The following is a 26,946-nucleotide window of genomic DNA, read 5'->3' on the forward strand; positions in this document are numbered from 1 at the left end:
ACCTCTTCCCCCATCAGGAACACGCGCTCGTCCCGCTCCATCTCCTCGCGGTGCGCGTGATTGAGCGCGTCCCGGTACGTGATCACCGCCATCTCGAGCCCTCCTCCTCGGCCTCTACCTTCGGCCTCGTGACCTGCCGTCCCAGCTTCCCGGGGGGAGGCAGGCCCGATCCGTTCGCCGAATGGCGAACGGCCCGGCTTCGCCGGGAGGGCATTCTCCGGGGGGCGCAGCCCCCCTCCGAGAGTCTAGGCATAGACGTCCTCGAGCAGCCACTCGGACGGCGGCTCGGGCGACGTCTCCGCGAACTCGACCGCCTCGGTCACGCGCGCCTCCACCTCGTCGGTGAGGGCCTTCCAGCCCGCCTCGTCGAGGTGCCCTTCTCGGAGGAGCTGGTCCCGGAACCCGGCGATCGGATCGCGCAGCTTCTCCTGGTCGACCTCGTCCTTGGTCCGATAGATGGCCGCCGACGGATCGCGCATCGAGTGCCCGCGGAACCGGTAGGTGCGCGCCTCGATGAGGCTGGGGGTCCGCGACTCGCGCGCCCGGTCGACGGCGCGGCCGACGCACTCCCGCACGGCCACGACGTCCATCCCGTTACACGCCTCGCCGGGAATCTTGTACGCTTCGGCGAACTTGTAGATCTCGGTCTGGGCCAGCGCCCGATGGATGGCGGTGCCCATCGCGTAGCGGTTGTTCTCGCAGATGTAGACGACCGGCAGCTTCCACAGCGCGGCCAGGTTGAGCGACTCGTGGAACTCCCCCTGCGGCACGGACCCGTCACCGAAGAAGCACAGGATCACCTGGTCGCGTTCCTCGTAGCGAATGGCGAAGGCGACCCCGGCGGCGATCGGCAGGTAGCCGCCGACGATCGCGTGGCCGCCCAGGAAGTTCACGCTGCGGTCGAAGAGGTGCATCGAGCCGCCCTTGCCCTTGGAGACCCCGGTCCGCCGCCCGTACAGCTCGGCCATCAGGCGCTTGGGATCCGCCCCCTTGGCCAGGGCGTGCCCGTGCTCGCGGTAGCCGGCGATCGCGTAGTCGTCCGGCCGAAGGGTCGAGATGGCTCCCACCGCCACCGCCTCCTGGCCGATGTAGAGGTGCAGGAACCCTCCGATCTTCCCGAGGGCGTACATCTCGCCCGCCTTCTCCTCGAAGCGCCGGATGAGGAGCATCTGGGCGAGGAGGTCCCGCCAGGGCTTGCCGTTCTCCCGCCCGACCTCTCGCTTGGGCGCCGCCGCCTTGTCCTTGCTTGCCACGGCCTACCTCCTCCGTCGTCCTGCCGTCCGCCGCCGGCTCACCAGCGCATCAGCGACAGATCGTCGACGCTGATCCGATAGCGGGTCCGAAAGATGGCCACGATGATGGCGAGCCCCACGGCCACCTCGGCGGCGGCCACCGTCATCACGAAGAACACGATGACCTGGCCGTCGACGACTCCGCGGGCGTGCCCGAACGCCACGAAGGCCAGGTTCGCGGCATTCAGCATCAGCTCGATCGACATGAAAATCACGAGGGGGTTCCGCCGCACCAGAACCCCCACCACCCCGACCGTGAAGAGCACGGCCGACAGGGCGGCGTAGTAGACGGGCGGCACCATCGCTCGGCCCGCCTTCTAGGTGACCCGCCGCTTCGCCAGCGCGAGGGCCCCGATCAGGGCCGCCAGCAACAGGACGGCCGTCACCTCGAAGGGCAGCAGGTAGTCGGTGAACAGGAGCTGCCCGATCGTCCGCACCCCGGTCGGCGGCCCCGCCGGGACCTGGCGCGCCGCCGCGCCCGGCAAGACCATCACCACCACGAGCCCCAGCAGGCCCGCGAAGGGCAGGGCCAGCATGCGCTGGGGCCCCAGGGGATCCGGGCTGGCCTCCGCCTTTCCCGGCACCAGGAGCATGATGGCGAAGATGAACAGGACCATGATCGCGCCCGCGTAGATGATCACCTGGGCGAGGGCCAGGAACTCGGCGCGCAGCATGAGGTAGAGGACGGCCACGCAGAACAGGTTGGCCACCAGGAACAGCGCCCCGTGAAGCGGGTTGCGGCGGACCACCAGGCCGACCGCCGAGGCGATAGCGCCGCCCGCCACGATCAGGAACATCGCCCATTCCACTAGTCTTCTCGGAGGGGGGCTCCGCCCCCCTTCCGAACCTCCCCCCGAGTGGCGCGGGCGGAGCCCGCGCTCGGAGCGCTTCGGTGACGAGCGCGTGGGAATTCCACCCGCGCCGACGTCGGTCCAGCGTGTGACAGAAGCGCCATGGCGCCACACACCGAACGCTGGCCGGCCACTAGGGGAACCCCCGCCGGATGACCGCCGCCGGGGGCTGCACGGTCGGCAGCCCGTCCGCGCCTGCCGGCTCGAGCCCGAGCAGGACCTCTTTGGAGTAGATCATCCCGGCCCGGCTGTACGCCGAGAATTCGAGGATGCCCGTGTCCATCCGGATGGCATCCTCGGGACACGCCTCCACGCAGTAGCCGCAGAAGACGCACTTGCCGAGGTCGATGTCGAAGCGCTCCGGGTACTTCTCGATGTCGGGATTCGGGTGCTCGGCCGCCACGATGTAGATGCAGTGGGCCGGGCACACCGTCTCGCACATCATGCAGGCCACGCAGCGGGGCGACCCGTCCTCCCGTCGGACCAGCCGGTGGAGGCTCCGGAGGCGCGGGGCGAGCGGGCGGCGCTCCTCGGGCCACTGGTAGGTGACGGCGCCCTTCCCGCCCGAGAGCCATCGCCCCATGTTGCGGAAGAAGTGGCCGGCCGTCACCCCGAGCCCGATCAGCACCTCGACCAGGTACAGGCGCTGGCGGGGGGAGGCGGGCACCTGCCGCGTGACCAGGACCGGCTTCAAGGTCGCCATCGACCTATCCACGGGAGGGGGCCATTGATCGCGCGGGCTTCGCCCGTTGGGGCCCCCTCCCAAACCTGCCCCGCCTCTCGGGCCGGGCGGGTGGGCCCGCCGGCAATGCCCGCGCTCGGACGCTGCTCGCTCCACCGCACGGTCAGTCGGACGCGCCGGATCACTGCGATGGACTCCTAGAGGAGCAGGACCGCGGCCGTGACCACGATGTTCAGCACCGCGAGCGGGAGCAGCCCGAGCCAGCCGAGCCGCATCGCCTGATCGTACCGGAACCGCGGCAGGGTCCAGCGGACGAGCATGAGGAACCAACACATGAGGACCACTTTCAGGACGAAGGCCCCGATCTGGAGCGCCACCACGACGAGGTGGGGCAGCCCCACCGAGAGCCCGCCGGGAAACTGGAAGCCGTCCGCGAAGAGCCACGGCACCTGCCAGCCTCCCAGGAACAGGGCGGTCGTCATCCCGGCGATCACGACCGTCTCGACGAAGTCCGCCATCATGAACATGCCGAACTTCATCCCGCTGTACTCGATGAAGTAGCCGATGATCTCGGACTCGCCTTCCGGGAAGTCGAAGGGGATGCGCTTGGTGGACGCGATCCCGGCGGTGAGGAACAGGATGAGGCCGAGCGGCTGCGTGAAGATCCCCCACTTGGGGATGACCCCCGCCCAGTAGGCGCCCTGGCCGCGGGCGATCTCCTGGAGGTCGAGCGAGCCGTAGACCATGCAGACGCCCATGATCGAGGCCCCGATGGCGATCTCGGCCGAGATCATCAGAGCCGCCGCCCGCTGCCCGCCGAGGAGGGCATAGTTGTTGGCCGACGCCCACCCCGCCAGGAGGACGCCGTACACGCCCATGGAGAGCATGCCGAAGACGTAGAGGATGCCCGCGTTCAGCGCCACCGCCTGGAGCGAGATCTCGCGCCCGCCCACCCGCAGGACGTCGCCGAAGGGGATGGTGGCGAACCCGGCCAGGGCGAAGAACACGGACACGAACGGCGCCGCCAGGAAGAGCGCCCGATCGGCCCGAGCGGGGATGAAGTCCTCCTTCGTCAGCATCTTGATCGCGTCGGCCAGCGGATGGAAGAGCCCGATCAGGCGCAGCCCGAAGATCGATGCGCGATTGGCCCCGACGCGGTCCTGCATGACCGCCGACTGCTTGCGCTCGACCCACGTCATGAGGCCGCCCAGGTTCAGGACGAACCCCATGACGAATCCGACCTTGGCGACCGCGATCCCGAGATCGACGGCCAGGGCGCTCACGCGCGCGCCCTCGCCCAATCGACGCCGACGGAGCCTCCCGGTGGGACCGGGCCGGGGGCGACCCGGAGCGACGGGTATCGGCCCGGGCCGCTCATGAGCGCGCGGCCTCCGTCGGCTCCGCTACCCGCGCCCCCTGGTCCCGCAGCGTCCGGTAGTCGAGCCCGGCGAAGGCCGGCACCGCCGCCGCCAGCTCGCGGAAGACGTGCTCGGCCCGGGCCGGGCGCCAGTCGTGGTCCAGGGCCCGGGCCACCTCGGCGAGGATGTCCCAGTCCGCCCGGGCCTCTCCCGGCGGCGGCACCGCCGGCCAGAAGCGCTGGACCCGACCCTCGAAGTTCGTGAAGGTGCCGTCGCGCTCGACGTACGCCGCGCTCGGCAGGACGAGGTGCGCCCGCTCGCTCGTCTGATTCGCGTTCGCACCCTGGAAGACGAGGCACCCGACGCGATCGAGCGCGGCCCGCACCTCGCCCGGGGGCCAGCCCGACGCCAGCAGGTCGTGGCCGAACACCCACAGGACCCGAAGCCGTCCCGCCGCGGCCGCCGTGATCACGTGGGCGCCGTCGGCGGCGCCGGCGGGCTCCCCCCCGATCAGCTCGGCGCCGCGCGTGTTGGGGTTCTTGTCGGCCCGGATCAGGAAGTCGTCCTGGAACCCCGGGGCCGGCGGGGGCACGCGGAAGTCGAGGTGACGGGAGAGCCCGAGGGCCTCGCCGAAGAGCCGCCGGGCCATCCAGAGGTCCTCGTTCGCCATCTGGGGGGAGAGCAGCACGCCCACGGCGCCCGGAGACGCCTCCCGCAGGCGGGCGGCGAGGGTCGCCACCATCTCCGGCCACGCCACCACCCGGCGGGCGCCGGGCTCGCGCACCTCGGGCACCTGAAGCCGGCTCGGGGCGTCCAGGGGATGGAACCCGTAGCGGCCCTCGTCGCACATCCACCACCGGTTGACCCCGGCGTTGAACCGCGGCTTGAGCCGGGCAATCCGCCGGCCCCGGGACTGGTGGAGCCGCCGGGTGTTGGTGTGGACCTCGATGTTGCAGCCGCGGGCGCACCCCGGGCAGATCGACTTCACCCGCTCGAGGTACCAGACCCGCACGCGGAAGCGGAAGTCGCGGTCGGTGAGGGCTCCGACCGGGCAGATGTCGATCACGTTGCCCGAGTAGGGGTTGTCGAGCGTGCTGCCCGGGAACACCCCGATCTCCGAGTGATCGCCCCGGTTGAAGATCCCGAGCTCCCCGGTTTTGGTGACCTCGTCACAGAAGCGCACGCAGCGCGAGCAGAGGATGCAGCGCTCGGCGTCCAGCATCACGTATCGTCCGAGCGGCACCGCCTTCGGCTTGTGAACCTTGTCGTCGATCATCCGCGGCTCGTAGAGCCCGTGCTGCATGTAATAGATCTGGAGCCAGCACTCCCCCGCCTGATCGCAGACCGGGCAGTCGAGCGGATGATTGATGAGGTGCCACTCCATCACCGATCGGCGCGTCTCCAGCACGCGCTCGGTGCGGGTCTGGACGACCATCCCGTCGGCCGCCAGGGTGTTGCAGGCGATCGTCGGGCGCGGCGTCTTCTCGATGTCGACCATGCAGAGCCGGCAGGCGCCGGCGATCGAGAGGGCGGGATGGTAGCAGTAATGCGGGACCTCGATCCCGACCCGCCGGGCGGCCTCGATCAGGTTGGTCCCCGGGGGCACCTCGACCGGCTTGCCGTCGATCGTCAGCGTGGGCATGGGATCCGCGCAGCCATGCCGGCTCAGTGGGCCCCGGCCGAAGCCGGGACCCGGCCGGCTCGGCCCGGGTGGACGTCGCAGGCGCCGTGCCGGATGTGGTAGTCGAACTCGCCGCGGAACTTCTCGACGTACGAGATGTAGGGGCCGATGGCCCCGTCGTAGAACGCGCAGATGGTGGTGCCGATCCCGCGCTTGGCCACATCCACGATGGTGTCGGGATCCTGGGGCACGCCCTTGCCGGCCAGGATCCGGCCGGCGATCTTGTAGATCCAGCCGGTGCACTCGCGGCAGGGGGTGCATTGCCCGCACGACTCGTGGGCGTAGAAGCGGGCCACGACCCACAGCGCCTCGGGAATGCAGGTCGTCTCGTCCATCACGATGACGCCGGCCGAGCCGGCCATCGTCCCCGCACTCTTGAGCCCGTCGACGTCCATGCTCACGTCGATCTCGTCCGCCTTGAGGATGGCCGCCGACGAGCCCCCCGGAACAACCGCCTTGAGGGGCCGGCCGCCGCGAATCCCCCCCGCCTCACGGTAGATCAGGTCGCGCAACGTGATGGACACGGACGCCTCGTATACTCCGGGCCGGGCGACGTGGCCCGAAACCGAGTACATCCGCGTCCCGCCCTGGCTCTTGGTGCCGAGGGCCGCGAACCACTGCCCGCCGCGCGCGATGATCGGCGGCAGGCAGCAGAGCGTCTCGACGTTGTTGACGATCGTCGGCGCCCCGAAGGCGCCGCGAACGGCCGGGAACGGCGGCTTGACCTTCGGCCACCCCTTCTGGCCCTCGAGCGAGGAGATCAGCCCCGTCTCCTCGCCACAGATGTAGGCACCGGCTCCGCGGTGGACGATGATCCGGTGATCGAAGCCCGAGCCCAGGATGTTCCGCCCCAGGAGCCCCGCCCCCTCCGCCTCGCGCACCGCCTCCGCGAAGATCCGCCAGGGGCGCACGTACTCGCCACGGATGTAGACGAACGAGGTCTCGCACTCGATGGCGTAGGCGGCGATCAGCATCCCCTCGATGAGGGCGTGAGGATCGCGCTCGAGGAGGTACCGGTCCTTGAAGGTGCCCGGCTCCCCTTCGTCGGCGTTCACGACGAGGTAGACGGGCGCCGTGCGCTTCTGCGGGATGAAGCCCCACTTGGTGCCGGTCGGGAACCCCGCCCCGCCGAGGCCGCGCAGGTTCGCCTGCTTGACCTCGGCCGTGATGGCATCGGCGCCCAGGCCGATGGCCTTCCGCAGGGCCTGGTATCCCCCGGTCGCCTGGTAGCCGGCCAGCGTATGAGAGTCCGGGCGCTCGAAGTTGCGCATGAGGACGCGCTCGGCCATCAGCGCAGGCCCTCCAGGACCCGATCGATCGTCTCGGGGGTGAGCGGCCCCACGTAATCGTCGTCCACCTGCATCATCGGCGCCATCTCGCACGCGCAGAGGCACTCGACCCGCAGCAGGGTGACCCGCCGGTCGGGCGTCGTCTCGCCCGCCTCGATGCCGAGACGCTCCTGGAGGTGGCCGATCACGTCCTCGGCCCCGAGGAGGGCGCAGGAGAGGTTGTGGCAGACGGCGAGGACGTGCCGCCCGACCGGCTTCTGGAAGAAGAGGGTGTAGAAGGTCACCACCTCGTGGACGTGCGCCGGCGACAGGTCGAACAGCTCGCCCACGTACGCCTCGACCTCGGGGGCGATGTGGCCGAAGGTCTCCTGGGCCATCCGGAGGACCGGGAGGAGGGCCGCGCGGCGCTCGGGGTACAGGGCCTGCAGCTCGCGCACTCGGCGCAGCTGCTCATCGGAGAACGCGAGGGTCGAGGCGGTCTCCGGCCTCACCGCTCGAGCTCGCCGGCAATCATATTGATCGACCCGAACGTCGGGACCATGTCGGCCATCATGCCGCCCTCCAGCATGCGGTGGAGCGCGGCCATCGGCGGCAGGCACGGCGGCCGGCAGCGCACCCGGTAGGGCCGATCGGAGCCGTCGGAGACGACGTAGAAGCCGAGCTCCCCGTTGGCCCCCTCAACCGCGAAGTAGGCCTCGCCCGCCGGCGGCCGGATCCCGAAGCCATCCATGATCAGCATGAAGTGCTGCATCAGGCCCTCGATCGAGCCGTAGGTGACCTCCTTGGACGGCAGGACCGCGCGCTTGTCCGGCGCGTTCACCGCCTGGTGAAAGGGACGCTCCTGACCCCGGAGGTTCGGTGAGAGCGTGATGGGCACGAGGAGCAGGCCGTCGGTCTTGCCGAGCTTTCCCCGGTCGACGTACTCCGAGGGCGTCGTGAAGGGCCGCCCTTCGAAGTCCACGTTCACCGGCCCGGCCGGCATGGCGCGGAGGGCCTGCTCGACGATCCGCATCGACTGTTCCATCTCGGCCATCCGGACCAGGTAGCGATCGTAGTTGTCGCCGACGTCGCCCACCGGGATCTCGAAGTCCAGCCGGTCGTAGACCCAGTAGGGCGTCGCCCGCCGGACGTCGAACGGGACGCCGCAGGCGCGCAGGAGGGGACCGGTGATCGCGTAGCTGATCGCGTCCTCCCGGGAGATGACCCCGATGCCCTTCATCCGATCGACGAAGATGCGGTTGCCGGTCAGGAGCTTGTGGACCTCGTCGAGAACCGTCCGGGTCTCCTGGAAGGCCTGGCGCACGGCCGGCTCGAACTCGGGTGGCAGGTCGGCCTTCACGCCACCCACCCGCCCGTACGAGATGGTGAGGCGCGCCCCCGTCACCTTCTCCACCACTTCCCACAGGAACTCCCGGGCCTTGATCATGTAGAGGAAGACGGTGAAGGCCCCCAGCTCCATGGCGCTGGCGCCGATGCACGTGAGGTGATCGGTGATCCGCGAGATTTCGCTCATGATCACGCGGATGTACTGGCAGCGCTCGGTCACGTCGATCCCGAGGAGCTTCTCGACGGCCGAGGCGTAGCCGAAGTTGTTGATGAGGGGCGACACGTAGTTGAGCCGGTCGGTGTAGGGCATGGCGTTGTTGTACGGACCGCCCTCGCAGTGCTTTTCGAAGCCTCGATGGAGGTAGCCGATCTCGACGTCGGTCTTGACCAGCCGCTCCCCGTCGAGCTCGGCGAAGATCCGGATGATGCCGTGCATCGCCGGGTGGGACGGACCGATGTTGACGAGCAGGTTCTCGGTGCCGTCCGCCGGCGGCGGCTGCGGGAACGTCCCCTCGCCGAGGAAGATCTCTCGCACCTGGCGGGTCGGCTGCTCGTGCGGGTCCGCCACGGGTCGTCTCAATCCAGCGTGGGGCGGGAGCGCCTGCAGCAGCCTGCTGCTTCGCGTCGTCCCCGCCCGGACAGGTCTCGCATCGATTTCTTCACCGGGGTCAGTTCCGGGGGCCGACCAGCGGCTGCCGCCGGTTCATCGGGTAATCCTTCCGGAGCGGGTGTCCCACGAACTCCTCGTACATGAGGAGACGCCGGGGGTCCGGGTGGCCGTCAAAGCGGATCCCGAACATGTCCCAGACCTCGCGCTCGTACCAGTTGGCGATCCCCCACAGCGGCACCGCCGTCGGCACGACCGGGTCGTCCTCCTCCACGCCCACCTTGACCCGCACCCGGTGGTTTTCCGACACCGAGTAGAGGATGTAGACGATCTCGAAGCGGGGGCCCGCCTCCCGCCCCGGATAGTTGAGGTAGTCGACCGCCGTGAGGTCCATCAGCATGTCGAGCCGGAGCGCCGGCTCGTCCCGGCAGAACCGGAGGACGTCGAGGACCACCCCCCGGTCCACGACCGCGGTGTGGTCGCCGCGGTGATCGTGGGTGGCCAGGACGGCCGCACCGAAGCGCTCCTGGAGCCGCGCGAGAATCGCCGATCCGTCCATGGGAAATGGTCGAGGCGCCGAGGCGGGAGCCGGCTACCGCTGCTTCTCGGCGACGATCTTCTCCTGGAGCTTCATCAGGCCGTCCAGCACGCTCTCCGGGCGCGGCGGGCAGCCGGGGATGTACACGTCCACCGGGATGATGGTGTCGATCCCCTGGACCACCGCATAGTTGTCGTAGAACCCGCCGGTGCAGGTGCAGACCCCGAAGGCCACCACCCACTTCGGCTCGGTCATCTGGTCGTAGACGCGCTTGAGGACCGGCGCCATCTTGTGGTTGATCGTGCCGACCACGAAGAGCACGTCGGCCTGGCGCGGCGAGAACCGGGGGAGTCCGGCGCCGAAGCGATCCACGTCGTAGTGCGAGCAGGCCGTCGCCATGTATTCCATGCCGCAGCACGCGGTCACGAACGGATACTGGAAGATGGAGTATTTCCGCGCCCAGCCGATGGCTTCATCGAGCTTGGTCGTGAAGAACTCCCCTAGTCCCACTCCAGGCCCCCCTTGCGCCAGTCGTAGAGCAGCCCCAGCATCAGCACCCCGAGGTAGAAGAGCATCGTCCAGAACCCGAACAGACCCAGCTCCCGGTATACCACCGTCCACGGGAAGACGAACATCAGCTCGATGTCGAAGATGATGAACATGATCGCGGTGGTCGAGAACTTGATGGCGAAGCGGCCCTCCGGGAGCGCGATCGGCACCTTCCCGCATTCGAAGGACTCGAGCTTGACCGGCGACGGGCGCCGGGGTCCCAGCACGCTCGGGAGCCAGGCCAGAAGGCCGGCCACCCCGGCGCACACCGCGAAGACCATCAGGATCGGCACGTACTGCACGGCGGTCAGTCCATCGTGGGGCGGGAGCGCCAGCTGCCGCTCCCCCCCACCCACCAGTAGCCCGCGCCGCCCCGTCGTCCCTGCTCGGCGATCTCTCGGCTCGATTCCTTCACGGCCCTTCAGCCTCCCAGCGGGTCGGGCGTCTGGCAGGCGGCCTGGAGCTGCTTCCGGGCGTGATACGAGGAGCGAACGAGCGGGCCGGCCTCCACGTGCTGGAAGCCGAGCTCCGCCCCGACGGTGGCCAGCCCTCGGAACTCGTCCGGCGGCACGTAGCGGACCACGGGCAGATGCGCGGGCGACGGACGCAGGTACTGCCCGAGCGTCAGGAGCTGGACGTCCACGCCCCGCAGATCGGCCATGGTCGCCCGCAGCTCCTCGGTGGTCTCGCCGAGCCCGAGCATGATCCCCGACTTCGTGACCGGCCGCGTGGGATGCCGTCGCGCCCGCGCGAAGAGCTCGAGGCTCCGCTCGTACCGCGCCCCGGGCCGCACCACGCGGTAGAGTCGAGGCACCGTCTCCACGTTGTGGTTCAGCACGTCCGGCCGGGCCTCGAGCACCGTGGTGAGCGCGGGCCCCGAGCCCTGGAAGTCCGGAATCAGCACCTCGACGCGACAGGCGGGCGCCTCGCGCCGGATCGCCCGAATGGTCCGGGCGAAGATCTCCGCCCCGCCGTCGGCCAGGTCGTCCCGGTTCACGCTGGTGACGACCACGTGCTCGAGCCCGATCTGCGCCACCGTGCGTCCCACGCGGTCGGGCTCGCCCCAATCCTCCCAGACCGGTCGGCCGTGAGAGACGGCGCAGAACCCGCACCGGCGGGTGCAGACGTCGCCGAGGATCATGAAGGTCGCGGTCCGGGCCTCCCAGCACTCGCCGATGTTCGGACAGCGCGCCTCCTCGCAGACCGTGTGGAGGTTCTGCTCGCGCATCAGGGCCTGGAGACGCATGTAGTTCGGGCCGCCCGGGGCGCGCACCTTCAGCCAGGCCGGCTTGCGCGCCTGGGCCCCCGGCAGCGAATCAGGCTGGATGACCGGAAGTGCCTGTCTCATGTGCGAAAAACCGGCGTGACCTTGCTCATTATGCCACAGCTGCCGCGCGTCGGCGACACCGGAGGCTCGAGCCTGCGCCTCGTCGGGACTCGTCAGCCGTCTGGGGGAAGCCGCCCCGACCGGGAGGGCCGAATCAGAGGTGGTGCCGAAGGGGGGACTCGAACCCCCACGGGTTTCCCCACACGCCCCTCAAACGTGCGCGTCTGCCAATTCCGCCACTTCGGCGCATCGCGTATGATGCCGCGGCCTCACGCGCCCTGTCAAGCGTCGGGCGGCTCGGGCGCGCCCCTACCGCTCCCGGAGCTTCGGGTTGTAGGCCTCCCTCAGCCCCTCGCCGAACAGGTTGAAGGCCAGGACCACGAGGAAGATCGCCGTGCCCGGCACCAGCGTCAACCAGGGCGCGTCGAAGAGGTACTTGCGCCCGTCGGCGATGATGTTCCCCCAGGTGGCGTCGGGCGGCGGGACACCGAAGCCGAGGACCGAGAGGGCCGACTCGGTGAGGATGGCGCCGGCGATGCCGAGGGTGGCCGAGACCAGCACGGGCGCCACGGCGTTGGGCAGGAGATGCCGGCGGATCGTGCGCGGGCCGGACACGCCCATGGCCGTGGCGGCGTGGACGAACTCCTGCTCGCGGAGCGACAGGATCTCGGCTCGCACGAAGCGCGCCGTGCCTTCCCAGCTCGTGAGCCCGATGACGATCATGATGTTCCAGATGGAGGGCTTCAGCACGGCGATCACGGTCAGGATCAGAAAGAACGTCGGAAAGCAGAGCATCACGTCGATGAGGCCGGTGATCAGCGTGTCCATGGTGAGCGCGTAGGGCCGGCGGAGGAAGAGGCCGGCCAGGCCGGTGCCGAGCATGAGCACGCCGAGCCCCGCCCAGAGCGCCACGTCGGCCCGCCCGGCGCCGCGGCTCATGGCCACCCCCACCCAGGCGAGGATCCCGAGCCCGACCGCGCCGACGCTCCACCCGGGCGCCGGCAGGCGCGCCCGCCCGTAGTGTCCGGCGATACCCCCCATGACGCAGCCGACCACGACCGCGATGCCCACGGCGACGAAACCGACCGAGAGCGAGACGAAGGCGCCCTCGAGCATGCGGGCGAACACGTCTCGCCCCAGCTCGTCCGTCCCCAGGGGATAGACGCCCAAGCGCGGCCGGCTCGCCGCCGGCACGACATCGGAATTCGGGCGGCTGAGCGGCGGCTTGAGCTTGTCGGGCAGCCGGACCTCGCGTGGGTTGAGGACGGGAGTCGCCCCCCGGGTGAGGGCGAGCCCGCCGAGGGCGATGCCGAAGAAGGCCAGGACCACGACCATCCCGCCCACCGCGGCGCGATTCCGGAGGAAGACGCGCCAGGCGAGCCACCCCGGCGAAAGGCTCCGCCGCGCGGGGGGCGCCGCGGAGCCGGCGGTGGCGTCGAGCACGGTGCTCATGGGCAATGGCGCCGGGCCGAGAACCGAGCAGCCCTAGGACGCAGGGCGGCGCCCACCGCAGGCGTACGCCTTTGTACGTTGAGGATGGGCGCCGCCCGAGGACGACGGGATGCGACGGTTATCGGCACGGCGCTTACAGCCGGATTCTCGGGTCGACCACCATATACAGGAGGTCGGACAGGAGCGTGCCGATGAGGGTGAGGATGGCGGCCAGGAAGCCGATCGAGATGACCACCGGGTAGTCGCGGTTGAGGATGGCCTCGTAGCCGAGGCGGCCGATCCCCGGCCAGGCGAAGATCGTCTCGAAGATGACGCTCCCGCCGATCAGGCCGGGCAGGAGCAGGCCGAACATGGTCACGAACGGCAGGAGCGCGTTCGACAGGGCGTGGCCGTAGAGGACCTGGTCCTCGGGCAGCCCCTTGGCGCGCGCCGTCCGGACGTAGTCGGAGCTGACGACCTCGAGCATCTGGGAGCGGACGTACCGCGACAGCACGGCGATCCCGGCCGTCGCGCCGAGCACGGAGGGCAGGACCAGATGCCACGTGCGATCCATGACCCAGGGGAGAAACCGGATGCCCTCCCGGCCGAACGTCTGGAGTCCGAAGACGTCCACTTCCAGCGTCCGGACCACGAAGATGATCGCCAGGTACGAGAGGTAGAAGCCGGGAATGGAGATCAGGGCGAAGACCAGCACCGTCGTCAGCTTGTCGAAGCGCGAGTTCCGCTGCACGGCCGAGGCGACCCCGAGCGGAAAGGCGTAGCACCAGACGATGACGGTCCCGACCACGAAGAGCGGCAGGCTGTTCAGGGCGCGCTGGAGGATCTTGGGCATGACCGGCTGGTTGTCCTTGAACGAGCGCAGCTCGCCGCTGAAGAGCTTCCAGTAGAAGCGGGAGTACTGGACGGGCAGCGGCTTGTCGAGATCGAACGCGGCGCGGTAGCGCTGGAGCTGCTCCTTGGTGAAGCGCGGGTTCAGCGGGTCGATCTGGCTGGGATCGCCGGGGGCCAGGTGGATGACGGCGAACGAGATGATCGACACGAAAAAGAGCGTCCAGACTTTCTTCCAGGCGGTGCGGAGGAGGAACGCGCCCATGGCCCTTACCCGGAGGGGGGCTCCGCCCCCCTTCCGGACCTCCCCCCGGGAAGGGTTGCGCCGGCGAAGCCGGCGCTCGGAGCGGAATACCTCGAGCGCTGCGGTACTGCTTGCGCGAGTTGCGCGTTCTTCATCGACAGGCCCCTATCGGGGCGACAGCTCGACCGGCCGGGGGGTCTTGATCCACTCGTTGAAGTGGAAGGTATAGCCGCCGAGCTTGGTCGGCACGATGGGCGCGTACACCGGCTGCCCGTCCTCGGTCCGCACGAGCCGGACGATCTTCCGGTCCAGGAGGGCTGTCCACTTGCCGACGTAGAGGAACGTGTACGGCTGGTCGGCGGCGATGAGCCGGTGGAGCTCCCGCGCCATGGCCACCTGCCGGGGCTGATCGTACTCCTGCCGGATCCGCACGATGAGCTCGTCGGCCCGCGGGTTTTCGTAGCCGACGAAGTTGAGCTGGAACTCGCCGGTCTGACTCGCGTGGAAGAGCTGGTAGAGGTCGGCGTCGAGCCCCATGGACCAGCCGAGCACCACGGCGTCGAAGTCGAGCTTGTTGACCCGCTCCTTGATGAAGACCGCCCACTCCAGGGTCAGCGATTCCACCTGGATCCCGAGCCGCCGCCACGCGTTCTGGGCGATCGTCATGATCGCCTTCCGCGTCTCGTTCCCGTGGTTCGTGATGAAGGTGAAAGCCAGCGGCCGTCCCTCCTTCTCGAGCCAGCCGGTGGCGGAGTTCCGGCGGTAGCCCGCCTCCTCCAGGAGCCGGAGGGCGCCGGCCGGGTCGTAGGGAATCGGCTGGACCCCCGGATCGTAGAAGTCGGTCTGCTTCGGGTAGGGGCCGGTGGTCCGCTCGGCCTGCCCGTAGAGGACGTAGTCGATGATCTCCTGGACGTTGATGGCCATGCCGAGCGCCCGCCGGACCCGGGCGTCCTGGAACGGCGGCCGCCGCATGTTGTACCCGATGTACGTGTAGCCCAGGGCTAGCCCCGAGAACGTGTGGAAGCGGGGGTCGTTCCGGAGCCGCGCCACCTGGTGGGGCTGGACGCCGTAGGCATCCGTCGTCCCGGCGTAGAACGTCAGCTCCTCGGTCACCAGGTCCGGGAGCACTCGCATGTAGTAGTCCTGGAACCGGGCCGGACCCTCCCAGTAGCGGTCGAATCGCGCGAGCTTGACGTACTCGTCGGTCCGCCACTCCACGAAGCGAAAGGGCCCCGCGCCGACCGGCGCCCGGTTGAAGCGGGCGTCCCGCACCGAGTACTTGTCCGGGTCCCGCCCGAGCGATCCTGCCTCCTGGCGGAGCGCCTCGCGGTTCAGCAGGTGCGCGGGCAGGATCCCCATGCCCCAGCTTTCGAACCCCGGCTGGAACAGGCGCTTGTAGACGACCCGCACCTCGTACTTCCCCGTCGGCTCCACCGCCTTGATGGGCTCGAAGTCGGACACGCGGGGCGAGAGGTTGCGGGGATCCATGATCGTCTCGTAGGTGAACCTCACGTCCCCCGAGTCGAACTCGTGCCCATCGTGGAAGAGGACGCCGCGCCGGAGCGCGAAGACGATGACCGGATTGTGCTCGGTCACCGGCGCCAGCTCCTCGGCCAGCGCCTTCACCGCGGCCGGAGGCCCGTCGACGTACCGGGCCGGGGCGAGCCGCTTCACGTAGCCCGCCAGGACCCGATCCAGCTTGGCGAAGAGGTCCTGATCGACGGCGCCGAGCGTGAGCTTGATCCGGTCGGGCCGCCGCACCGTGAGCGTCACGGTGGGCGGGCGAGCGCCCTTGGCCGGGGGCGGCGCCGTCGGATCGGGCACGCTCGTCGTCGCGGTCGCGCCGGGGACGACCTCGACCCCGTCGACGGGGCCGAGCGCGCCCTGCCGGGCGGCGGCCTGGATCCGCGCCCGCAGGGTCTCGGCCGAGGCCGGCGTGCCGTCCCCGAGACGCACGCCCGGATCCGCCACCAGGTACGCCTCCTCGAAGATCCGCCAGGACTCGGCGAGCCGGGGCCGGAAGTTCAGGTTCTCGTCGCGATCGATCAGACCCTCGAAGACGAGGCCGTTGATCTCGCTCGAGGCCGAGTCGGCCGAGAGCGTGGGATTCAGGATCGCCGCGTCGGCCAGGGAGCCGCTGATGTAGCGCGTGAGCCGCCGGGGGTCACCCCGGGCCTGGTCATCGAAGGTCGGGACCCAGAGGTAGGATTGGAGCAGCAGGACGCTCACCAGCGTCGGGGCGGCGAGAAGGAAGAGCTTCTTCGACATTCAGTCCATCCGGTGGTGCGCCAGGGTCATGGGTCTACGGCCATCCGGGCGGCCCGGGACCGGGCCGCGGCGCCCTATTTGGGCGCCGGTGCGGACTGGGGGGCCGGTCCGCCGGGCGTGGCCGGCTCGCCGGGGGCGGCCGGCGCCGAGGGCGTCTGGGCGGGGCCGGTGGCAGGCACGACGGAGGCGTGGCGCGCGGACAGGAGGGCCAGCGAGAAGGAGGTCAGCATGAAGATGATGGCGACGGTCGTCGTGATCTTCCCCAGGATCGTGGGCGTTCCCATCGAGCCGAAGACCGCCTGGCTGCCGCCCCCGCCGAAGGCCGAGCCGATGTCGGCGCCCTTGCCCGCCTGGAGGAGGACGATGGCGATGATGGAGAGCGACACCAGCACGTGCAGGACGACGATGGCGATGTACACCTCAGACTCCTCCGGTTATCGGGGGGCGCCGGCCCGTGGCCTCGCGCGCCGCCCGGACGATGGCGAGGAAATCAGCAGCCTTCAGGCTGGCGCCTCCGACGAGGCCCCCGTCGACCTCGGCCTCGGCCATCAGCGCCGCCATGTTATCCGGTTTGATGCTCCCACCATAGAGGATCGGGCAGCGTTCGGCAACCGCGCGCGTGGCCTCTCGCCGCAGGAGGTCGCGGAGCGTCGCGTGGACCTCGGCGGCCTGGGCCGGCGTCGCCGTCTGTCCGGTCCCGATGGCCCACACCGGCTCGTAGGCGACCCAGCATCGGGCGATCTCGTCCGCCGAGCGCTCGGCCAGGGCGCTTCCGAGCTGACGGGTCACCACCGCCGCCGTCGTCCCCGCCGCCCGCTCGGTGGCCGTCTCGCCGACGCAGAGGAGCGGCGTGAGGCCGTGGGCGAGCGCGGCCCGCACCTTCCGCTGCACCACCGCGTCGGTCTCCCCGAACACCTGGCGCCGCTCCGAGTGGCCGAGGATCACCACCCGGGCGCCGGCATCGGCCACCTGGGCCGGCGAGATCGCGCCCGTGAACGCCCCGGCGGCCTCCCAGTGGGCGTCCTGGGCGCCGAGGCCGAGATCCGACCCGGCCAGGACCGGGCCGACCGCCGCCAGCGCGGTGAACGGCGGGCACAGCACGATGCGGACGCCGTCGAGTCCCTCGCTCCCGTCGCGGACGGCCTGGGCCAGCGCGCGCGCCTCGGCGAGCGAGGTGTGCATCTTCCAGTTCGCGACGACGGTCGGCTCCCGGACGGCCATGGTCAGGGGCGATCGTCGAGGGCGGCCACGCCCGGCAGCGTCCGTCCCTCGAGATACTCGAGGAACGCCCCGCCGCCCGTCGACAGGTAGCCGATTCGATCCGCGATCCCGGCGTGCTCGACCGCCGCCACCGTGTCGCCCCCGCCCACCACGGTCAGCCCCGGCGCCTCCGCGACCGCCCGGGCGACCCCGAGCGTTCCCGCGGCGAACGGGGCCCGCTCGAACACCCCCATCGGGCCGTTCCACACGATGGTCCGGCTCTCCCGGATCACGGCCCCGAAGGCGGCCACCGTCGCCGGCCCGATGTCGAGGCCCATCCGGTCGGGCGGGATCCCCGCCACGGCCACGGTCTGGCCCGCCTCGGCGTCGGGCGAGGCCGCCACCACGGTGTCGGACGGAAGCCCGAGCCCGACCCCGCGCGCCTCTGCCGATTCGAGGAGCCGGGCCGCCGTCTCGACGAGGCCGGCTTCGAGGAGTGACCGCCCGACCTCGTGGCCCCGGGCCTTGAGGAACGTGAAGGCCATGCCTCCCCCGATGAGCAGGTGGTCGACCCGGCCGAGGAGCGCGTCGACGAGCCCCAGCTTGTCCGAGACCTTGGCGCCGCCGAGGATCGCCAGGAGGGGCCGCTCGGGCGCGTCCAGGACCCGCCCCAGGGTCTCGAGCTCCCGCTTCATGAGGAGCCCGGCCACCGCCGGGCGCAGGTGGCGCGTGATGCCTTCAGTGGACGCGTGGGCCCGGTGGGCGGCGGCGAAGGCGTCGTTCACGTAGAGGTCGCCGAGGGCCGCCAGCGCCCGGGCGAAGCCCGGATCGTTCTTCTCCTCGCCCGGGTGGAAGCGGAGGTTCTCGAGCAAGAGGAGCCCGCCCGGACGGAGCGCGCGGGCCTGGCTCTCGACCTCGGCCCCGACGCAGTCGCCGGCGAGCGGCACCGTCGCGCCGAGCAGCTCACCGAGGCGGATCGCCACGGGCCTCAGGGAGAACTTGGGGTCCGGCGCCCCCTTCGGGCGGCCGAGATGGGAGGCGAGGATCACCCGGGCCCCGGCCTGGCGACAGAGCTCGAGCGTCGGCAGCACGGCTCGGATGCGGGCGTCCTCGGCGACCGCCCCGTCCCGGCCGAGGGGCACGTTGAAGTCCACGCGGAGGAAGACCCGACGGCCGGCGAGCTCGACCTCCTCGATGGTGCGCTTCCGCACGCTAGTTCTTCGGGGGGGTCTCGGAAGACCCCCCCGAGACCCCTCGGTTGCGGCGGCACAGCCGCGACTCGGAGAGCTGCTCCACGCCGCGCACGCTCGGGGCGAGCTCCCGGTCACTCTGACGCAACGCGAGCTCATCGGAGGGCGTCGCGATGGCCCTTTCCGAAACCTTCTCCAGCGGTTGCGCGGGCGAAGCCCGCGTGCAGCGCGGACGTTCGCGGTCGCGGCGGTCCGGCCAACGGTGCGCGCGGTTAATCCGACAGCCTCCTCCCGGGCGCCGCCGGGCTGCCTCCCGGCACGGCTAGAGGGATTTGCCCATATAGAGGATGAGGTCGCGCACCCGGCATGAATACCCCCACTCGTTGTCGTACCAGGCGAGGACCTTCACGAGCCCGCCGTCGATCAGCGCCGTGGAGGGGCCGTCCACGATCGAGGAATGGGGATTGCCGTTGAAGTCCACGGAGACGAGCTGCTCGTCGGTGTAGGCCAGGATGTTCTTGAGCGCGCCGGCGGCCGCCTGGCGGAAGGCGTCGTTGATGGCCTCCACCGAGGCCGGCTTCTCGAGCTCGGCGGTGAGGTCGACGACCGAGACGTTCGCGGTGGGGACGCGGATCGCGATGCCGTCGAGCTTCCCCTTGAGCGTCGGGAGCACGAGGCCCACGGCGGTCGCGGCTCCGGTGGTGGTCGGGATCATCGAGACCGCGCCGGCGCGGGCCCGCCGGAGGTCCTTGTGGGGGAAGTCGTGGATGGGCTGGTCGTTCGTGTAGCTGTGGACCGTCGACATGAAGCCCCGGCGCACGCCGAAGCGGTCGAGGAGAACCTTCGTCACGGTGGCCAGGCAGTTCGTCGTGCAGGACGCGTTCGACACGATGTGGTGGGCGGCCGGGTCGTACATCCCCTCGTTCACCCCGAGCACGAGCGTCACGTCGGGGTCCTTGGCGGGAGCCGTGATCACGACCTTCTTGGCGCCGGCCTGGAGATGCTTGCCGGTTCCCGCCTTGTCTCGGAAGACACCGGTCGATTCGACGACGATGTCCACGCCGAGCTCCTTCCAGGGCAGCGCGGCGGGGTCCTTCTGGGCGGACACCCGCACCTGCCGGCCCTCGACGAAGAAGGCCTCTCCCTTCGCCACCACCTCGGGCCGGAAGTGCCCGTGGACCGAGTCGTACTTCAGCAGGTGGGCCAGCGTCGCGGCGTCGGCGAGGTCATTGACGCCCACCACCTCGAGCCCGGGGGTGCCCCAGGCTGCTCGGAAGAAGACCCGCCCGATCCGTCCGAAACCGTTGATGCCGACTTTCAGCCCCATGCTGGCCACTCCTTTATGGGTCGCGAAGGTTGAGGCGGCGGCGCTGTACGGTGCGGAGAGGACCGATGGTGCCGCGCTCGGACCAGGTCATGCACGTGCACTCGAAGGAGCACGATCATTATAGGAGTCGCGCATGAGCACCGTCAACGTCGTCACCCGTCCGCCGGCACAGGGGGTGTCGGAGTAAGGCGCGCCCAGGACCGAGAATGCTCTACACCGAGCGGCGGCTTCGCCGCCGCGCCCACCCACGGAAGCCCGAGAGGTTGGGGGAGGTTTGGGAGGGGGCCCCAACGGGCGAAGCCCGCCCGATCAACGGCCCCCTCCCATGATCTCGGGCACGGGGTCAGCCCGCATCGACCGCCGCGAGGACCAGGACTCCGACCGACGCTGCACCGCCCTGGCGGAGCGCCCGGGCGGCTGCCGAGACCGTGGCGCCGGTGGTGAGGACGTCGTCGATCAGGAGCAGGCGGAGCCCGGCGACCTCGGCTGGACGCGCGACGGCGAACGCGCCGGTCACGTTCTGACGCCGGGCCATCGCGTCGAGCTCGGTCTGGGGCGCGGTGGGCCGCGTGCGGACGAGGGCGCGGGTCAGGAGCGGCCGCTGCCACGCGGCGGCCACGGGTGCGGCCAGGAGCTCGGCCTGGTTGAAGCCGCGCTCGGCCAGGCGCGCGCCGTGGAGCGGGACCGGGACGATCGCGTCCACGGCCAGCTCGTCCGCGCGGCCCTCCGGAGGCGACGGCAGCAGGCGACGGCCCACCTGGGCCAGGAGCGCGCCGAGCGGCGGCGCCACCGCTCGGCGGCCGCGGTACTTCAGGACGTGGATGGCGGCTCGCATGCCGTCCCGGTAGGCCGCCACCGCCCGAGCATAGCCGAAGGGCGGCGGCGCGCGGCGACAGGCGTCACAGCGGAGTCCCGCCGGGAGCCCCACGAACACCCGGCCGCAGACGGGGCACCCCGGCTCGGGCAAGAGCGGCAGCGCGTCCCAGCAGGCGGTGCAGAACGGCCGGCGGCGACGGTCATCGGAGCGCGTCCCGCACACCGGACAGACGGCGGGGAAGAGCAGGTCGAGGACGGGATCGAGCCACGGCCTCACGGCGGAGAACGCGGCGCGCAGCCGGCGGGGTGGATGCGGCCCGAGCGGCCGGGCAGGCTCAGCCGGTGACGGCCTTCTCCTCTTGCTCGATCAGGCGCTGACAGCCGATGCAGTAGCGCGCGAAGGGGAGCGCGTCGAGCCGCCGCTCGGCGATCGACTCGCCGCAGCGCTCGCACTCGCCGAAGCCGCCCTCGTCGAGCTTGCGCAGGGCGATCAGAACCTCCTTGAGGAGTCGGCGGTCCCCGTTGCCGAGCTCGAACAGGAACTCGCGGGTGTAAGCGGTGGTCGCCTGGTCACCGAGATCCTTGATCGAGTCGTCCTCCTGCCCCTTCCCGTAGAGCGCGCTCCGCCCGACCTCGTCCTCCAGCTGGCGCCGCTTGTCGAGCAGCGTCTGGCGAAACTGAGCGAGGCGATCCTTCTTCATCTTCATCCGTCAAATCCCTCCTCCAGGGGAGTGACGCCCGCCGTCTTGGGGGCCAACCTTAGCACGGGCTTTCCGCGGTGTCCAGAGCTCTGCGGTCGTGTCGGCGGGTGTCCGGGCTCGGCGATCCGGCCGGCCGTCACGCCTCGATGGGCAACTCGGGGGCGTCTCCCCACAACCGTTCGAGCGAGTAGAAGTCGCGGGTCTCCGGCAGGAACACGTGCACGACCACGTCGGCGTAGTCGAGCAGCACCCAGCCCGACTCCGGCAGGCCCTCGCGATGGTAGACCGGCACCCCTTCGGCCTTGAGGCTCTGCTCCACCGCGTCCACGATCGTCCGAACCTGCGTCGTCGATGCGCCGCAGCAGATGACGAAGTAGTCGGCGATGGAGGAGATGGCCTGGAGATCCAGCACGAGCATCGACTCGGCCTTCTTGGCGAGGGCCGCCCGGGCGCCCAGCCGGGCTTTCGCGGCGGCAGTCAGCGGCACTCTGCGGCGGGCTCGGTGTACAACCGGTGCTGCCCGATGTATTCGGCGACCGCCAGCGGGACGAGATAGCGGACGCTCTCTCCGGCCCCGAGCCGGCGCCGAATCTCCCGCGCCGAGACGGGCAGGGACCGCGTCTCGACCAGGAGCACTTCCCCCGGCCCGATGGCGGCCAGCTCCTCCGGGGACGTGGTCCCGATGTGCTGCCAATCCCGGCGGCCCAGTCGGGCCAGCACGGCTCGGGCGGCGGGCGCCTCGGGATCGAACTCACTCCCCTCCCGGCGGCCCACCGCGAGCGTGGCCCAGGTGGCGAGCCGCTCGGGGGTGCGCCAGCTCGGCAGATCCAGAAACGTGTCGGTCCCCATCAGGAGGAAGAGGCGGGCGCCGGGCCATTCGCCCGACAACGTCTCCAGGGTCTCGACCGAGTAGGACGGCCCCGCCCGCCGCACCTCGACGTCACAGGCCGTGAAGGCCGGATGGCCGGCGACCGCGAGCGCCACCATCGCGTACCGGTCGAGGGAGCCGGCGACACCCCGCACGTCCTTGTGCGGCGGAATCCCGGCGGGCACGAAGAGGACCCGATCGAGCGCCAGACGTTCGCGAAAGGACTCGGCCAGCGCCAGATGGCCCAGATGGATCGGATTGAAGGTCCCGCCGAGAACTCCCAGCCGCAGCTCCGCCATGCGACCGGTCAGGCCAAGGACATGAGGCCGACTACTCCCGCAACTGCCCGGAACCCAGCACGACGAACTTGGTCGTGGTCAGCTCTTCGACGCCCACCGGCCCACGGGCGTGAAGCTTGGAGGTGGAGATGCCGAGCTCGGCGCCCATCCCGAACTGGCTGCCGTCGCAGAGCCGGGTCGAGGCGTTGACCAGGACGCAGGCGGCGTCCACCTCGGCCAGGAACCGGCGGGCCCGGCCGTAGTCGCGCGTCACGATGGCCTCGGCCAGCCCCGAGCCGTACTCCCGGATGTGCGCGACGGCGGCCTCGAAGGCGTCCACCACGCGGACCGCGAGGATCAGGTCGAGGTACTCCGTGCGCCAATCCTCCTCGTCGGCCGGCTTCGCCCAGGGGACGAGGATCCGGGTCGCCGGGCAGCCCCGCACCTCGACTCCGGCCTCCCGCAAGCGTTCCGCCACCGCGGGAAGGAAGGCCTCGGCCACCGAGCGGTGCACCAGGAGCGTCTCCATGGCGTTGCAGACTCCGGGCCGCTGCACCTTGGCGTTCAGGGCGATCTCGGCCGCCATGGCGAGGTCGGCGTCGGCATCCACGTAGACGTGACACAGTCCCTTGTCGTGCTTGAGCACCGGGATGCTGGCGCGCTCGGCGACCATGCGCACGAAGGCTTCGCCTCCCCGGGGCACGACGAGATCCACGTACCGCTCGAGGGTGAGGAGCACGTCGACCGCCTCCCGGTCGGGCGTGTCGATGAAGCCGATGGCCTCCGCCGGGAGCCCCCCCTTCTCGAGGCCCTTGGCGAGGATCGCCGCGATCACCGTGTTGGACTCGAGGGCGTCGTGGCCGCCGCGGAGGACACACGCGTTGCCGGACTTCACGCAGAGCGCGGCGGCATCCGCGGTGACATTGGGGCGGCTCTCGTAGATGATCCCGACCACTCCGAGCGGGACGCGGACGCGTCCGACCTCCATGCCGTTCGGTCGGCGCCACATCCGCACGGTCTCTCCGACCGGGTCGGGCAGCCCGGCGATCTGGCGGATGCCGGCGGCCATCTCCTCGATGCGCGCGTCGGTGAGGGTGAGGCGGTCGAGAAACGCTCGCGGGTGGCCCCGGCTGCGCGCCCGCTCGAGGTCACCCCGGTTGGCCCGGAGGATCACCCGCGCCTTTTCCTCGACGCCCCGCGCCATCTGCATGAGCGCGTCGTTCTTGACCCGCGTCGAGGCGAGGGCCAGCACGCGCGATGCGTCCCGCGCCGCCCGCGCCCGGGTCTCCACCAGCTCGCGGATCGTCATGCCCACGGCGCCCATTCTACTCCATTCCCGTACCGCCGCGGCGACCCTTCCCGCCGCCCGCCGTCGGACGGCTGCCGGAGCAACCGCGCGCAGCGAATTGCCCTAGGCCGTCGAGGCCCCCTCCCATGAATCAGAGGATGACCAAATCGTCGCGGTGAATCACCTCGTCCAGTGCGCGATAGCCGAGCAGGCGCTCGATGTCCCTGGTGCGCGCCCCCCGCAGGGTGGCGACCTCCCGCGCGTCGTAGTTGACGATGCCGCGGGCGAACTCGCGCCCCTCGGGGTCGCGCAGGCCCACCGCGTCGCCGGCCGAGAACTCGCCCTCCACCTTCACGACCCCGGACGGCAGAAGGCTCTTGCCTCCTTCCACCAGGGCGCGCCGGGCGCCGGCGTCCACCTCCAGCATCCCCTGCGGCGCGATGGCGAACGCGATCCAGCGCTTGCGCGCCGTGAGCCGGTCGCCACGCGGCTCGAAGTACGTGCCGACCGGCTCTCCGTCGAGGACGGCGTCCAGCACGCCGGCCCGGCGGCCGTCGGCGATCACCATCGGGATGCCGGCCGCCATCGCCTTCTGGGCGGCCTGGAGCTTGGTAACCATGCCGCCGGTGCCGAGGGGGCCCCGGGCACCCGCCAGCCGCTCCATCTCCGGGGTGATCGCCTCCACCGTGTCGATCCGCTCGGCGGTCGGGTCCTGGTTCGGATCGCCCGTGTAGAGCCCGTCGGTGTCACTGAGCAGCACCAGGAGGTCCGCCTCGACGAGATAGGCCACGAGCGCGGCGAGGTTGTCGTTGTCTCCGACCTTGATCTCCTCCACCGCCACGGTGTCATTCTCGTTGATGATGGGGAGCACCCCGTAGCCCAGCAGCGTCAACAGCGTGTTCCGGGCATTGAGGTAGCGCGCCCGGTGGCTGATGTCTTCCTGCGTGAGCAGGACCTGGGCCACCTGCCGGCCATGGGGAAGGAAGGCCTGCTCGTAGTGCCACATGAGCGCCGCCTGGCCGGCCGCCGCCGCCGCCTGCTTCTCGGGGATCGTCCGCGGCCTCACCCGGAGCCCGAGCCGCGCCGTGCCCGCCGCGATGGCACCGGAGGAGACGAGGGCGACCTCGAGCGGGCGCGCGATCACCGCGGCCAGGTCGGCCGCGAGGCGGCCGATCCGGGTGGGATCGGGACCCCGTCCAGACTCGGCGATGAGCCCGCTCCCCACTTTGACGACGATCCGCCGGAGCGAGGGCAGCCGGCGCTTCATCCGAGGGCTCGCGCCGGCCGGTGGGCCGGAGGCGCGCCGAGCAGCGTCGCCAGGACAGTCCGGAGCTCGTCCAGGCCCTCCCCCGTACGGGCGGACAGGGCGACCAGAGGCCGCCCCTCGCGGCGGGCGAGCGCCCGGACGCGGCGGAGGCGCGACGCGGTGTCGGCGAGGTCCATCTTGTTGGCGGCCAGCACCTGGGGTCGGGTCGCGAGCTCGCCCGCATACTCGCCGAGCTCGCGCTGGATGAGTCGCCAGTCCTCCACGGGATCGCGCCCGGTCGCCGGATCGAGGTCGAGCAGGTGCACCAGCACCCGGGTCCGCTCGACGTGGCGGAGAAAGCGGAGGCCCAGGCCTTTGCCCTCGGCGGCGCCCGGGATCAGCCCCGGGATGTCCGCGATCACGAAGCTTCGCTCGTCATCGAGCCGAACGAGCCCGAGGGTCGGCTGAAGCGTCGTGAAGGGATAGGCGGCGATCTTCGGCCGCGCGGCCGAGAGGCGCGAGACGAGCGTGGACTTGCCGGCGTTGGGGAACCCGACGATGCCGACGTCGGCCAGGAGCTTGAGCTCCAGGGCGAGCCTGCGCTCCTCGCCGGCCCCGCCGGGCTCGGCGATCCGCGGCGCGCGGCGGGTCGAGGTGGCGAACCGCGCGTTCCCGCGCCCGCCCCGGCCCCCGGCGGCCACCAGGAGCCGCTGGCCGTGGACCGTCAGCTCGCCGAGGAGCAGATTCCCGCCACGCTCCCGCGCGATCGTCCCCGGGGGGACGCGCAGGACCAGGTCCGCCGCGTTGGCGCCGTGCTTGTCCGATCCCATGCCGTGCCCGCCCCGGCGAGCCGCATACTGCCGGCGGTAGCGGAAGTCGAGCAGGGTCGTCAGACCCTCGTCGGCCTCCAGGAAGACCGAGCCGCCGCGGCCGCCGTCGCCGCCGTCGGGTCCGCCGCGGGGGACGTACTTCTCCCGGCGGAAGCTCACGCACCCGCGACCGCCGTCGCCGGCCTTGACCAGGATCTCGACCTCGTCGACGAACACGGGCGCCTCGGGGGATCGGGCAGGACGGCGCCGGGGAGCCCGGCGGCCGGAGCGCGATTTACGCGGTTGAGGTGAGGACGCTGACGAGCCGGCGCCCGCGTCGCTCCTCGAAGCGGACGTAGCCGTCCGCCGTGGCGAACAGCGTGAAGTCGACGCCGAGCCCGACGTTCTGACCCGGGCGGAAGCGGGTGCCCCGCTGCCGGACCAGGATCGATCCGGCCGGCACGAATTGTCCGGCGAACCGCTTGACGCCGAGCATCTTCGGCTGGCTGTCCCGTCCGTTCCGCGAACTGCCGACGCCCTTCTTGTGTGCCATCGTGGTGCGCTCCCTGCTGACTCATCGGAAGGGGCCACCACGGCCCCCGCCGAGTCTAGCGGTGTGTCGGAGTAACCCGTCAGCTCCCCCCGAACAGGCGATGCATCGAGCAAAGCCCCGAGCGGCGGCTGTGCCGCCGCAACCGAGGGGGGTATCGGGGGGGTCTTCCGAGACCCCCCCGAAGAAACTAGCTGGCCTCGATCCGCGTGATCCTGACGGCCGTGTACCGCTGCCGGTGACCCTGCCGACGGGAGTAATTCTTCCGGCGCTTGAACTTGACGATGACGATCTTCCGGGCCCGCCCGGCTTGGATGACCTGGCCGACGACCCGCGCGTCGGCCAGGGACGCGGGCTCGACGACCGGGTCGCCGTCCCCCC

At 70.9% G+C, this 26,946-nt stretch carries 29 protein-coding genes and 1 tRNA gene; all 30 read right to left on the minus strand.

Annotated features, from left to right (window positions below; genetic code table 11):
- Positions 1–245: 245 nt before the first annotated feature.
- Entirely contained in the window at positions 246–1,253 is a 1,008-nt protein-coding gene (pdhA, locus tag VGW35_05690; protein HEV8307141.1) for a pyruvate dehydrogenase (acetyl-transferring) E1 component subunit alpha, read from the minus strand.
- Between the two features lie 38 nt (positions 1,254–1,291).
- Positions 1,292–1,594 (minus strand): NADH-quinone oxidoreductase subunit NuoK, encoded by a 303-nt coding sequence (gene nuoK / locus VGW35_05695; GenBank protein ID HEV8307142.1) that lies wholly within the window; start codon positions 1,592–1,594, stop codon positions 1,292–1,294.
- Between the two features lie 15 nt (positions 1,595–1,609).
- Positions 1,610–2,089 (minus strand): NADH-quinone oxidoreductase subunit J, encoded by a 480-nt coding sequence (locus tag VGW35_05700; protein ID HEV8307143.1) that lies wholly within the window; start codon positions 2,087–2,089, stop codon positions 1,610–1,612.
- 187 nt (positions 2,090–2,276) lie between these two features.
- Positions 2,277–2,846 carry an NADH-quinone oxidoreductase subunit I gene (locus tag VGW35_05705; protein HEV8307144.1) on the minus strand — a complete coding sequence of 190 codons (570 nt, stop codon included), beginning with the start codon at positions 2,844–2,846 and terminating at the stop codon, positions 2,277–2,279.
- Between the two features lie 176 nt (positions 2,847–3,022).
- Positions 3,023–4,108 carry a complex I subunit 1 family protein gene (locus VGW35_05710; GenBank protein ID HEV8307145.1) on the minus strand — a complete coding sequence of 362 codons (1,086 nt, stop codon included), beginning with the start codon at positions 4,106–4,108 and terminating at the stop codon, positions 3,023–3,025.
- A gap of 91 nt (positions 4,109–4,199) precedes the next feature.
- Positions 4,200–5,825 carry a molybdopterin-dependent oxidoreductase gene (locus VGW35_05715; protein HEV8307146.1) on the minus strand — a complete coding sequence of 542 codons (1,626 nt, stop codon included), beginning with the start codon at positions 5,823–5,825 and terminating at the stop codon, positions 4,200–4,202.
- 23 nt (positions 5,826–5,848) lie between these two features.
- On the minus strand, positions 5,849–7,153 hold the full coding sequence (nuoF, locus tag VGW35_05720; GenBank protein HEV8307147.1) for an NADH-quinone oxidoreductase subunit NuoF: 1,305 nt from the start codon (positions 7,151–7,153) through the stop codon (positions 5,849–5,851).
- Entirely contained in the window at positions 7,153–7,644 is a 492-nt protein-coding gene (locus VGW35_05725) for an NAD(P)H-dependent oxidoreductase subunit E (protein ID HEV8307148.1), read from the minus strand. The genes nuoF and VGW35_05725 overlap by 1 nt, the downstream gene beginning before the upstream one ends.
- Positions 7,641–9,047 carry an NADH-quinone oxidoreductase subunit D gene (locus tag VGW35_05730; GenBank protein HEV8307149.1) on the minus strand — a complete coding sequence of 469 codons (1,407 nt, stop codon included), beginning with the start codon at positions 9,045–9,047 and terminating at the stop codon, positions 7,641–7,643. The genes VGW35_05725 and VGW35_05730 overlap by 4 nt, the downstream gene beginning before the upstream one ends.
- 100 nt (positions 9,048–9,147) lie before the next feature.
- Entirely contained in the window at positions 9,148–9,645 is a 498-nt protein-coding gene (locus VGW35_05735) for an NADH-quinone oxidoreductase subunit C (protein ID HEV8307150.1), read from the minus strand.
- A gap of 33 nt (positions 9,646–9,678) precedes the next feature.
- Positions 9,679–10,134 (minus strand): NADH-quinone oxidoreductase subunit B, encoded by a 456-nt coding sequence (locus tag VGW35_05740; protein HEV8307151.1) that lies wholly within the window; start codon positions 10,132–10,134, stop codon positions 9,679–9,681.
- On the minus strand, positions 10,125–10,529 hold the full coding sequence (ndhC, locus tag VGW35_05745) for an NADH-quinone oxidoreductase subunit A (protein HEV8307152.1): 405 nt from the start codon (positions 10,527–10,529) through the stop codon (positions 10,125–10,127). The genes VGW35_05740 and ndhC overlap by 10 nt, the downstream gene beginning before the upstream one ends.
- A gap of 65 nt (positions 10,530–10,594) precedes the next feature.
- A complete protein-coding gene (gene lipA / locus VGW35_05750; GenBank protein ID HEV8307153.1) occupies positions 10,595–11,521 on the minus strand; it encodes a lipoyl synthase in 927 nt (308 codons plus the stop codon).
- Between the two features lie 140 nt (positions 11,522–11,661).
- A tRNA-Leu gene (locus tag VGW35_05755) sits at positions 11,662–11,746 on the minus strand.
- Between the two features lie 63 nt (positions 11,747–11,809).
- The gene (locus VGW35_05760) at positions 11,810–12,952 is read right to left on the minus strand and encodes an ABC transporter permease (protein ID HEV8307154.1); all 1,143 of its coding nucleotides are present in this window, start codon (positions 12,950–12,952) and stop codon (positions 11,810–11,812) included.
- A gap of 133 nt (positions 12,953–13,085) precedes the next feature.
- A complete protein-coding gene (locus VGW35_05765) occupies positions 13,086–14,045 on the minus strand; it encodes an ABC transporter permease (GenBank protein HEV8307155.1) in 960 nt (319 codons plus the stop codon).
- A 144-nt stretch (positions 14,046–14,189) separates the two neighbouring features.
- On the minus strand, positions 14,190–16,292 hold the full coding sequence (locus tag VGW35_05770) for an ABC transporter substrate-binding protein (protein HEV8307156.1): 2,103 nt from the start codon (positions 16,290–16,292) through the stop codon (positions 14,190–14,192).
- 74 nt (positions 16,293–16,366) lie between these two features.
- Positions 16,367–16,711, minus strand: coding sequence for a preprotein translocase subunit SecG (gene secG / locus VGW35_05775; protein ID HEV8307157.1), 345 nt, complete (start codon positions 16,709–16,711; stop codon positions 16,367–16,369).
- A gap of 1 nt (position 16,712) precedes the next feature.
- Entirely contained in the window at positions 16,713–17,513 is an 801-nt protein-coding gene (tpiA, locus tag VGW35_05780) for a triose-phosphate isomerase (GenBank protein ID HEV8307158.1), read from the minus strand.
- Positions 17,514–17,515: 2 nt separating this feature from the next.
- Entirely contained in the window at positions 17,516–18,703 is a 1,188-nt protein-coding gene (locus VGW35_05785) for a phosphoglycerate kinase (GenBank protein HEV8307159.1), read from the minus strand.
- A 301-nt stretch (positions 18,704–19,004) separates the two neighbouring features.
- Complete coding sequence (gene gap, locus VGW35_05790) at positions 19,005–20,009, minus strand: type I glyceraldehyde-3-phosphate dehydrogenase (GenBank protein ID HEV8307160.1); 1,005 nt, start codon at positions 20,007–20,009, stop codon at positions 19,005–19,007.
- Positions 20,010–20,352: 343 nt separating this feature from the next.
- Positions 20,353–21,102, minus strand: coding sequence for a ComF family protein (locus VGW35_05795; protein ID HEV8307161.1), 750 nt, complete (start codon positions 21,100–21,102; stop codon positions 20,353–20,355).
- A 58-nt stretch (positions 21,103–21,160) separates the two neighbouring features.
- Positions 21,161–21,532 carry a TraR/DksA family transcriptional regulator gene (locus VGW35_05800; GenBank protein ID HEV8307162.1) on the minus strand — a complete coding sequence of 124 codons (372 nt, stop codon included), beginning with the start codon at positions 21,530–21,532 and terminating at the stop codon, positions 21,161–21,163.
- A gap of 130 nt (positions 21,533–21,662) precedes the next feature.
- Positions 21,663–22,013 (minus strand): ribosome silencing factor, encoded by a 351-nt coding sequence (rsfS, locus tag VGW35_05805; protein ID HEV8307163.1) that lies wholly within the window; start codon positions 22,011–22,013, stop codon positions 21,663–21,665.
- The gene (gene nadD, locus VGW35_05810; GenBank protein ID HEV8307164.1) at positions 22,004–22,693 is read right to left on the minus strand and encodes a nicotinate-nucleotide adenylyltransferase; all 690 of its coding nucleotides are present in this window, start codon (positions 22,691–22,693) and stop codon (positions 22,004–22,006) included. The genes rsfS and nadD overlap by 10 nt, the downstream gene beginning before the upstream one ends.
- Before the next feature lie 31 nt (positions 22,694–22,724).
- Complete coding sequence (locus tag VGW35_05815) at positions 22,725–23,981, minus strand: glutamate-5-semialdehyde dehydrogenase (GenBank protein HEV8307165.1); 1,257 nt, start codon at positions 23,979–23,981, stop codon at positions 22,725–22,727.
- A 130-nt stretch (positions 23,982–24,111) separates the two neighbouring features.
- Positions 24,112–25,227, minus strand: a complete 1,116-nt coding sequence (gene proB, locus VGW35_05820) for a glutamate 5-kinase (protein HEV8307166.1) — start codon at positions 25,225–25,227, stop codon at positions 24,112–24,114.
- The gene (gene obgE, locus VGW35_05825; protein ID HEV8307167.1) at positions 25,224–26,252 is read right to left on the minus strand and encodes a GTPase ObgE; all 1,029 of its coding nucleotides are present in this window, start codon (positions 26,250–26,252) and stop codon (positions 25,224–25,226) included. Before obgE ends, proB begins: the two co-directional genes overlap by 4 nt.
- 58 nt (positions 26,253–26,310) lie before the next feature.
- Positions 26,311–26,568 (minus strand): 50S ribosomal protein L27, encoded by a 258-nt coding sequence (gene rpmA, locus VGW35_05830; protein ID HEV8307168.1) that lies wholly within the window; start codon positions 26,566–26,568, stop codon positions 26,311–26,313.
- 187 nt (positions 26,569–26,755) lie between these two features.
- The coding region (gene rplU, locus VGW35_05835; protein HEV8307169.1) for a 50S ribosomal protein L21 at positions 26,756–26,946 on the minus strand (191 nt) is incomplete at its 5' end.

It is taken from the genome of Candidatus Methylomirabilota bacterium, from assembly GCA_036005065.1.
Taxonomy (GTDB): Bacteria; Methylomirabilota; Methylomirabilia; order Rokubacteriales; family DASRDR01; genus DASYQW01.

Excerpts from the sequence above, each read along its gene's own strand:
- gap (HEV8307160.1), bottom strand. The coding sequence starts at position 20,009 with ATGGGGCTGAAAGTCGGCATCAACGGTTTCGGACGGATCGGGCGGGTC.
- VGW35_05765 (HEV8307155.1), bottom strand. The coding sequence starts at position 14,045 with ATGGGCGCGTTCCTCCTCCGCACCGCCTGGAAGAAAGTCTGGACGCTC.
- VGW35_05700 (HEV8307143.1), bottom strand. The coding sequence starts at position 2,089 with ATGTTCCTGATCGTGGCGGGCGGCGCTATCGCCTCGGCGGTCGGCCTG.
- lipA (HEV8307153.1), bottom strand. The coding sequence starts at position 11,521 with ATGAGACAGGCACTTCCGGTCATCCAGCCTGATTCGCTGCCGGGGGCC.
- rpmA (HEV8307168.1), bottom strand. The coding sequence starts at position 26,568 with ATGGCACACAAGAAGGGCGTCGGCAGTTCGCGGAACGGACGGGACAGC.
- VGW35_05735 (HEV8307150.1), bottom strand. The coding sequence starts at position 9,645 with ATGGACGGATCGGCGATTCTCGCGCGGCTCCAGGAGCGCTTCGGTGCG.
- VGW35_05770 (HEV8307156.1), bottom strand. The coding sequence starts at position 16,292 with ATGTCGAAGAAGCTCTTCCTTCTCGCCGCCCCGACGCTGGTGAGCGTC.
- VGW35_05815 (HEV8307165.1), bottom strand. The coding sequence starts at position 23,981 with ATGACGATCCGCGAGCTGGTGGAGACCCGGGCGCGGGCGGCGCGGGAC.
- nadD (HEV8307164.1), bottom strand. The coding sequence starts at position 22,693 with ATGGCGGAGCTGCGGCTGGGAGTTCTCGGCGGGACCTTCAATCCGATC.
- VGW35_05800 (HEV8307162.1), bottom strand. The coding sequence starts at position 21,532 with ATGAAGATGAAGAAGGATCGCCTCGCTCAGTTTCGCCAGACGCTGCTC.
- tpiA (HEV8307158.1), bottom strand. The coding sequence starts at position 17,513 with ATGGCCGTCCGGGAGCCGACCGTCGTCGCGAACTGGAAGATGCACACC.
- VGW35_05760 (HEV8307154.1), bottom strand. The coding sequence starts at position 12,952 with ATGAGCACCGTGCTCGACGCCACCGCCGGCTCCGCGGCGCCCCCCGCG.
- nuoF (HEV8307147.1), bottom strand. The coding sequence starts at position 7,153 with ATGGCCGAGCGCGTCCTCATGCGCAACTTCGAGCGCCCGGACTCTCAT.
- proB (HEV8307166.1), bottom strand. The coding sequence starts at position 25,227 with ATGAAGCGCCGGCTGCCCTCGCTCCGGCGGATCGTCGTCAAAGTGGGG.
- VGW35_05705 (HEV8307144.1), bottom strand. The coding sequence starts at position 2,846 with ATGGCGACCTTGAAGCCGGTCCTGGTCACGCGGCAGGTGCCCGCCTCC.
- VGW35_05715 (HEV8307146.1), bottom strand. The coding sequence starts at position 5,825 with ATGCCCACGCTGACGATCGACGGCAAGCCGGTCGAGGTGCCCCCGGGG.
- nuoK (HEV8307142.1), bottom strand. The coding sequence starts at position 1,594 with ATGGTGCCGCCCGTCTACTACGCCGCCCTGTCGGCCGTGCTCTTCACG.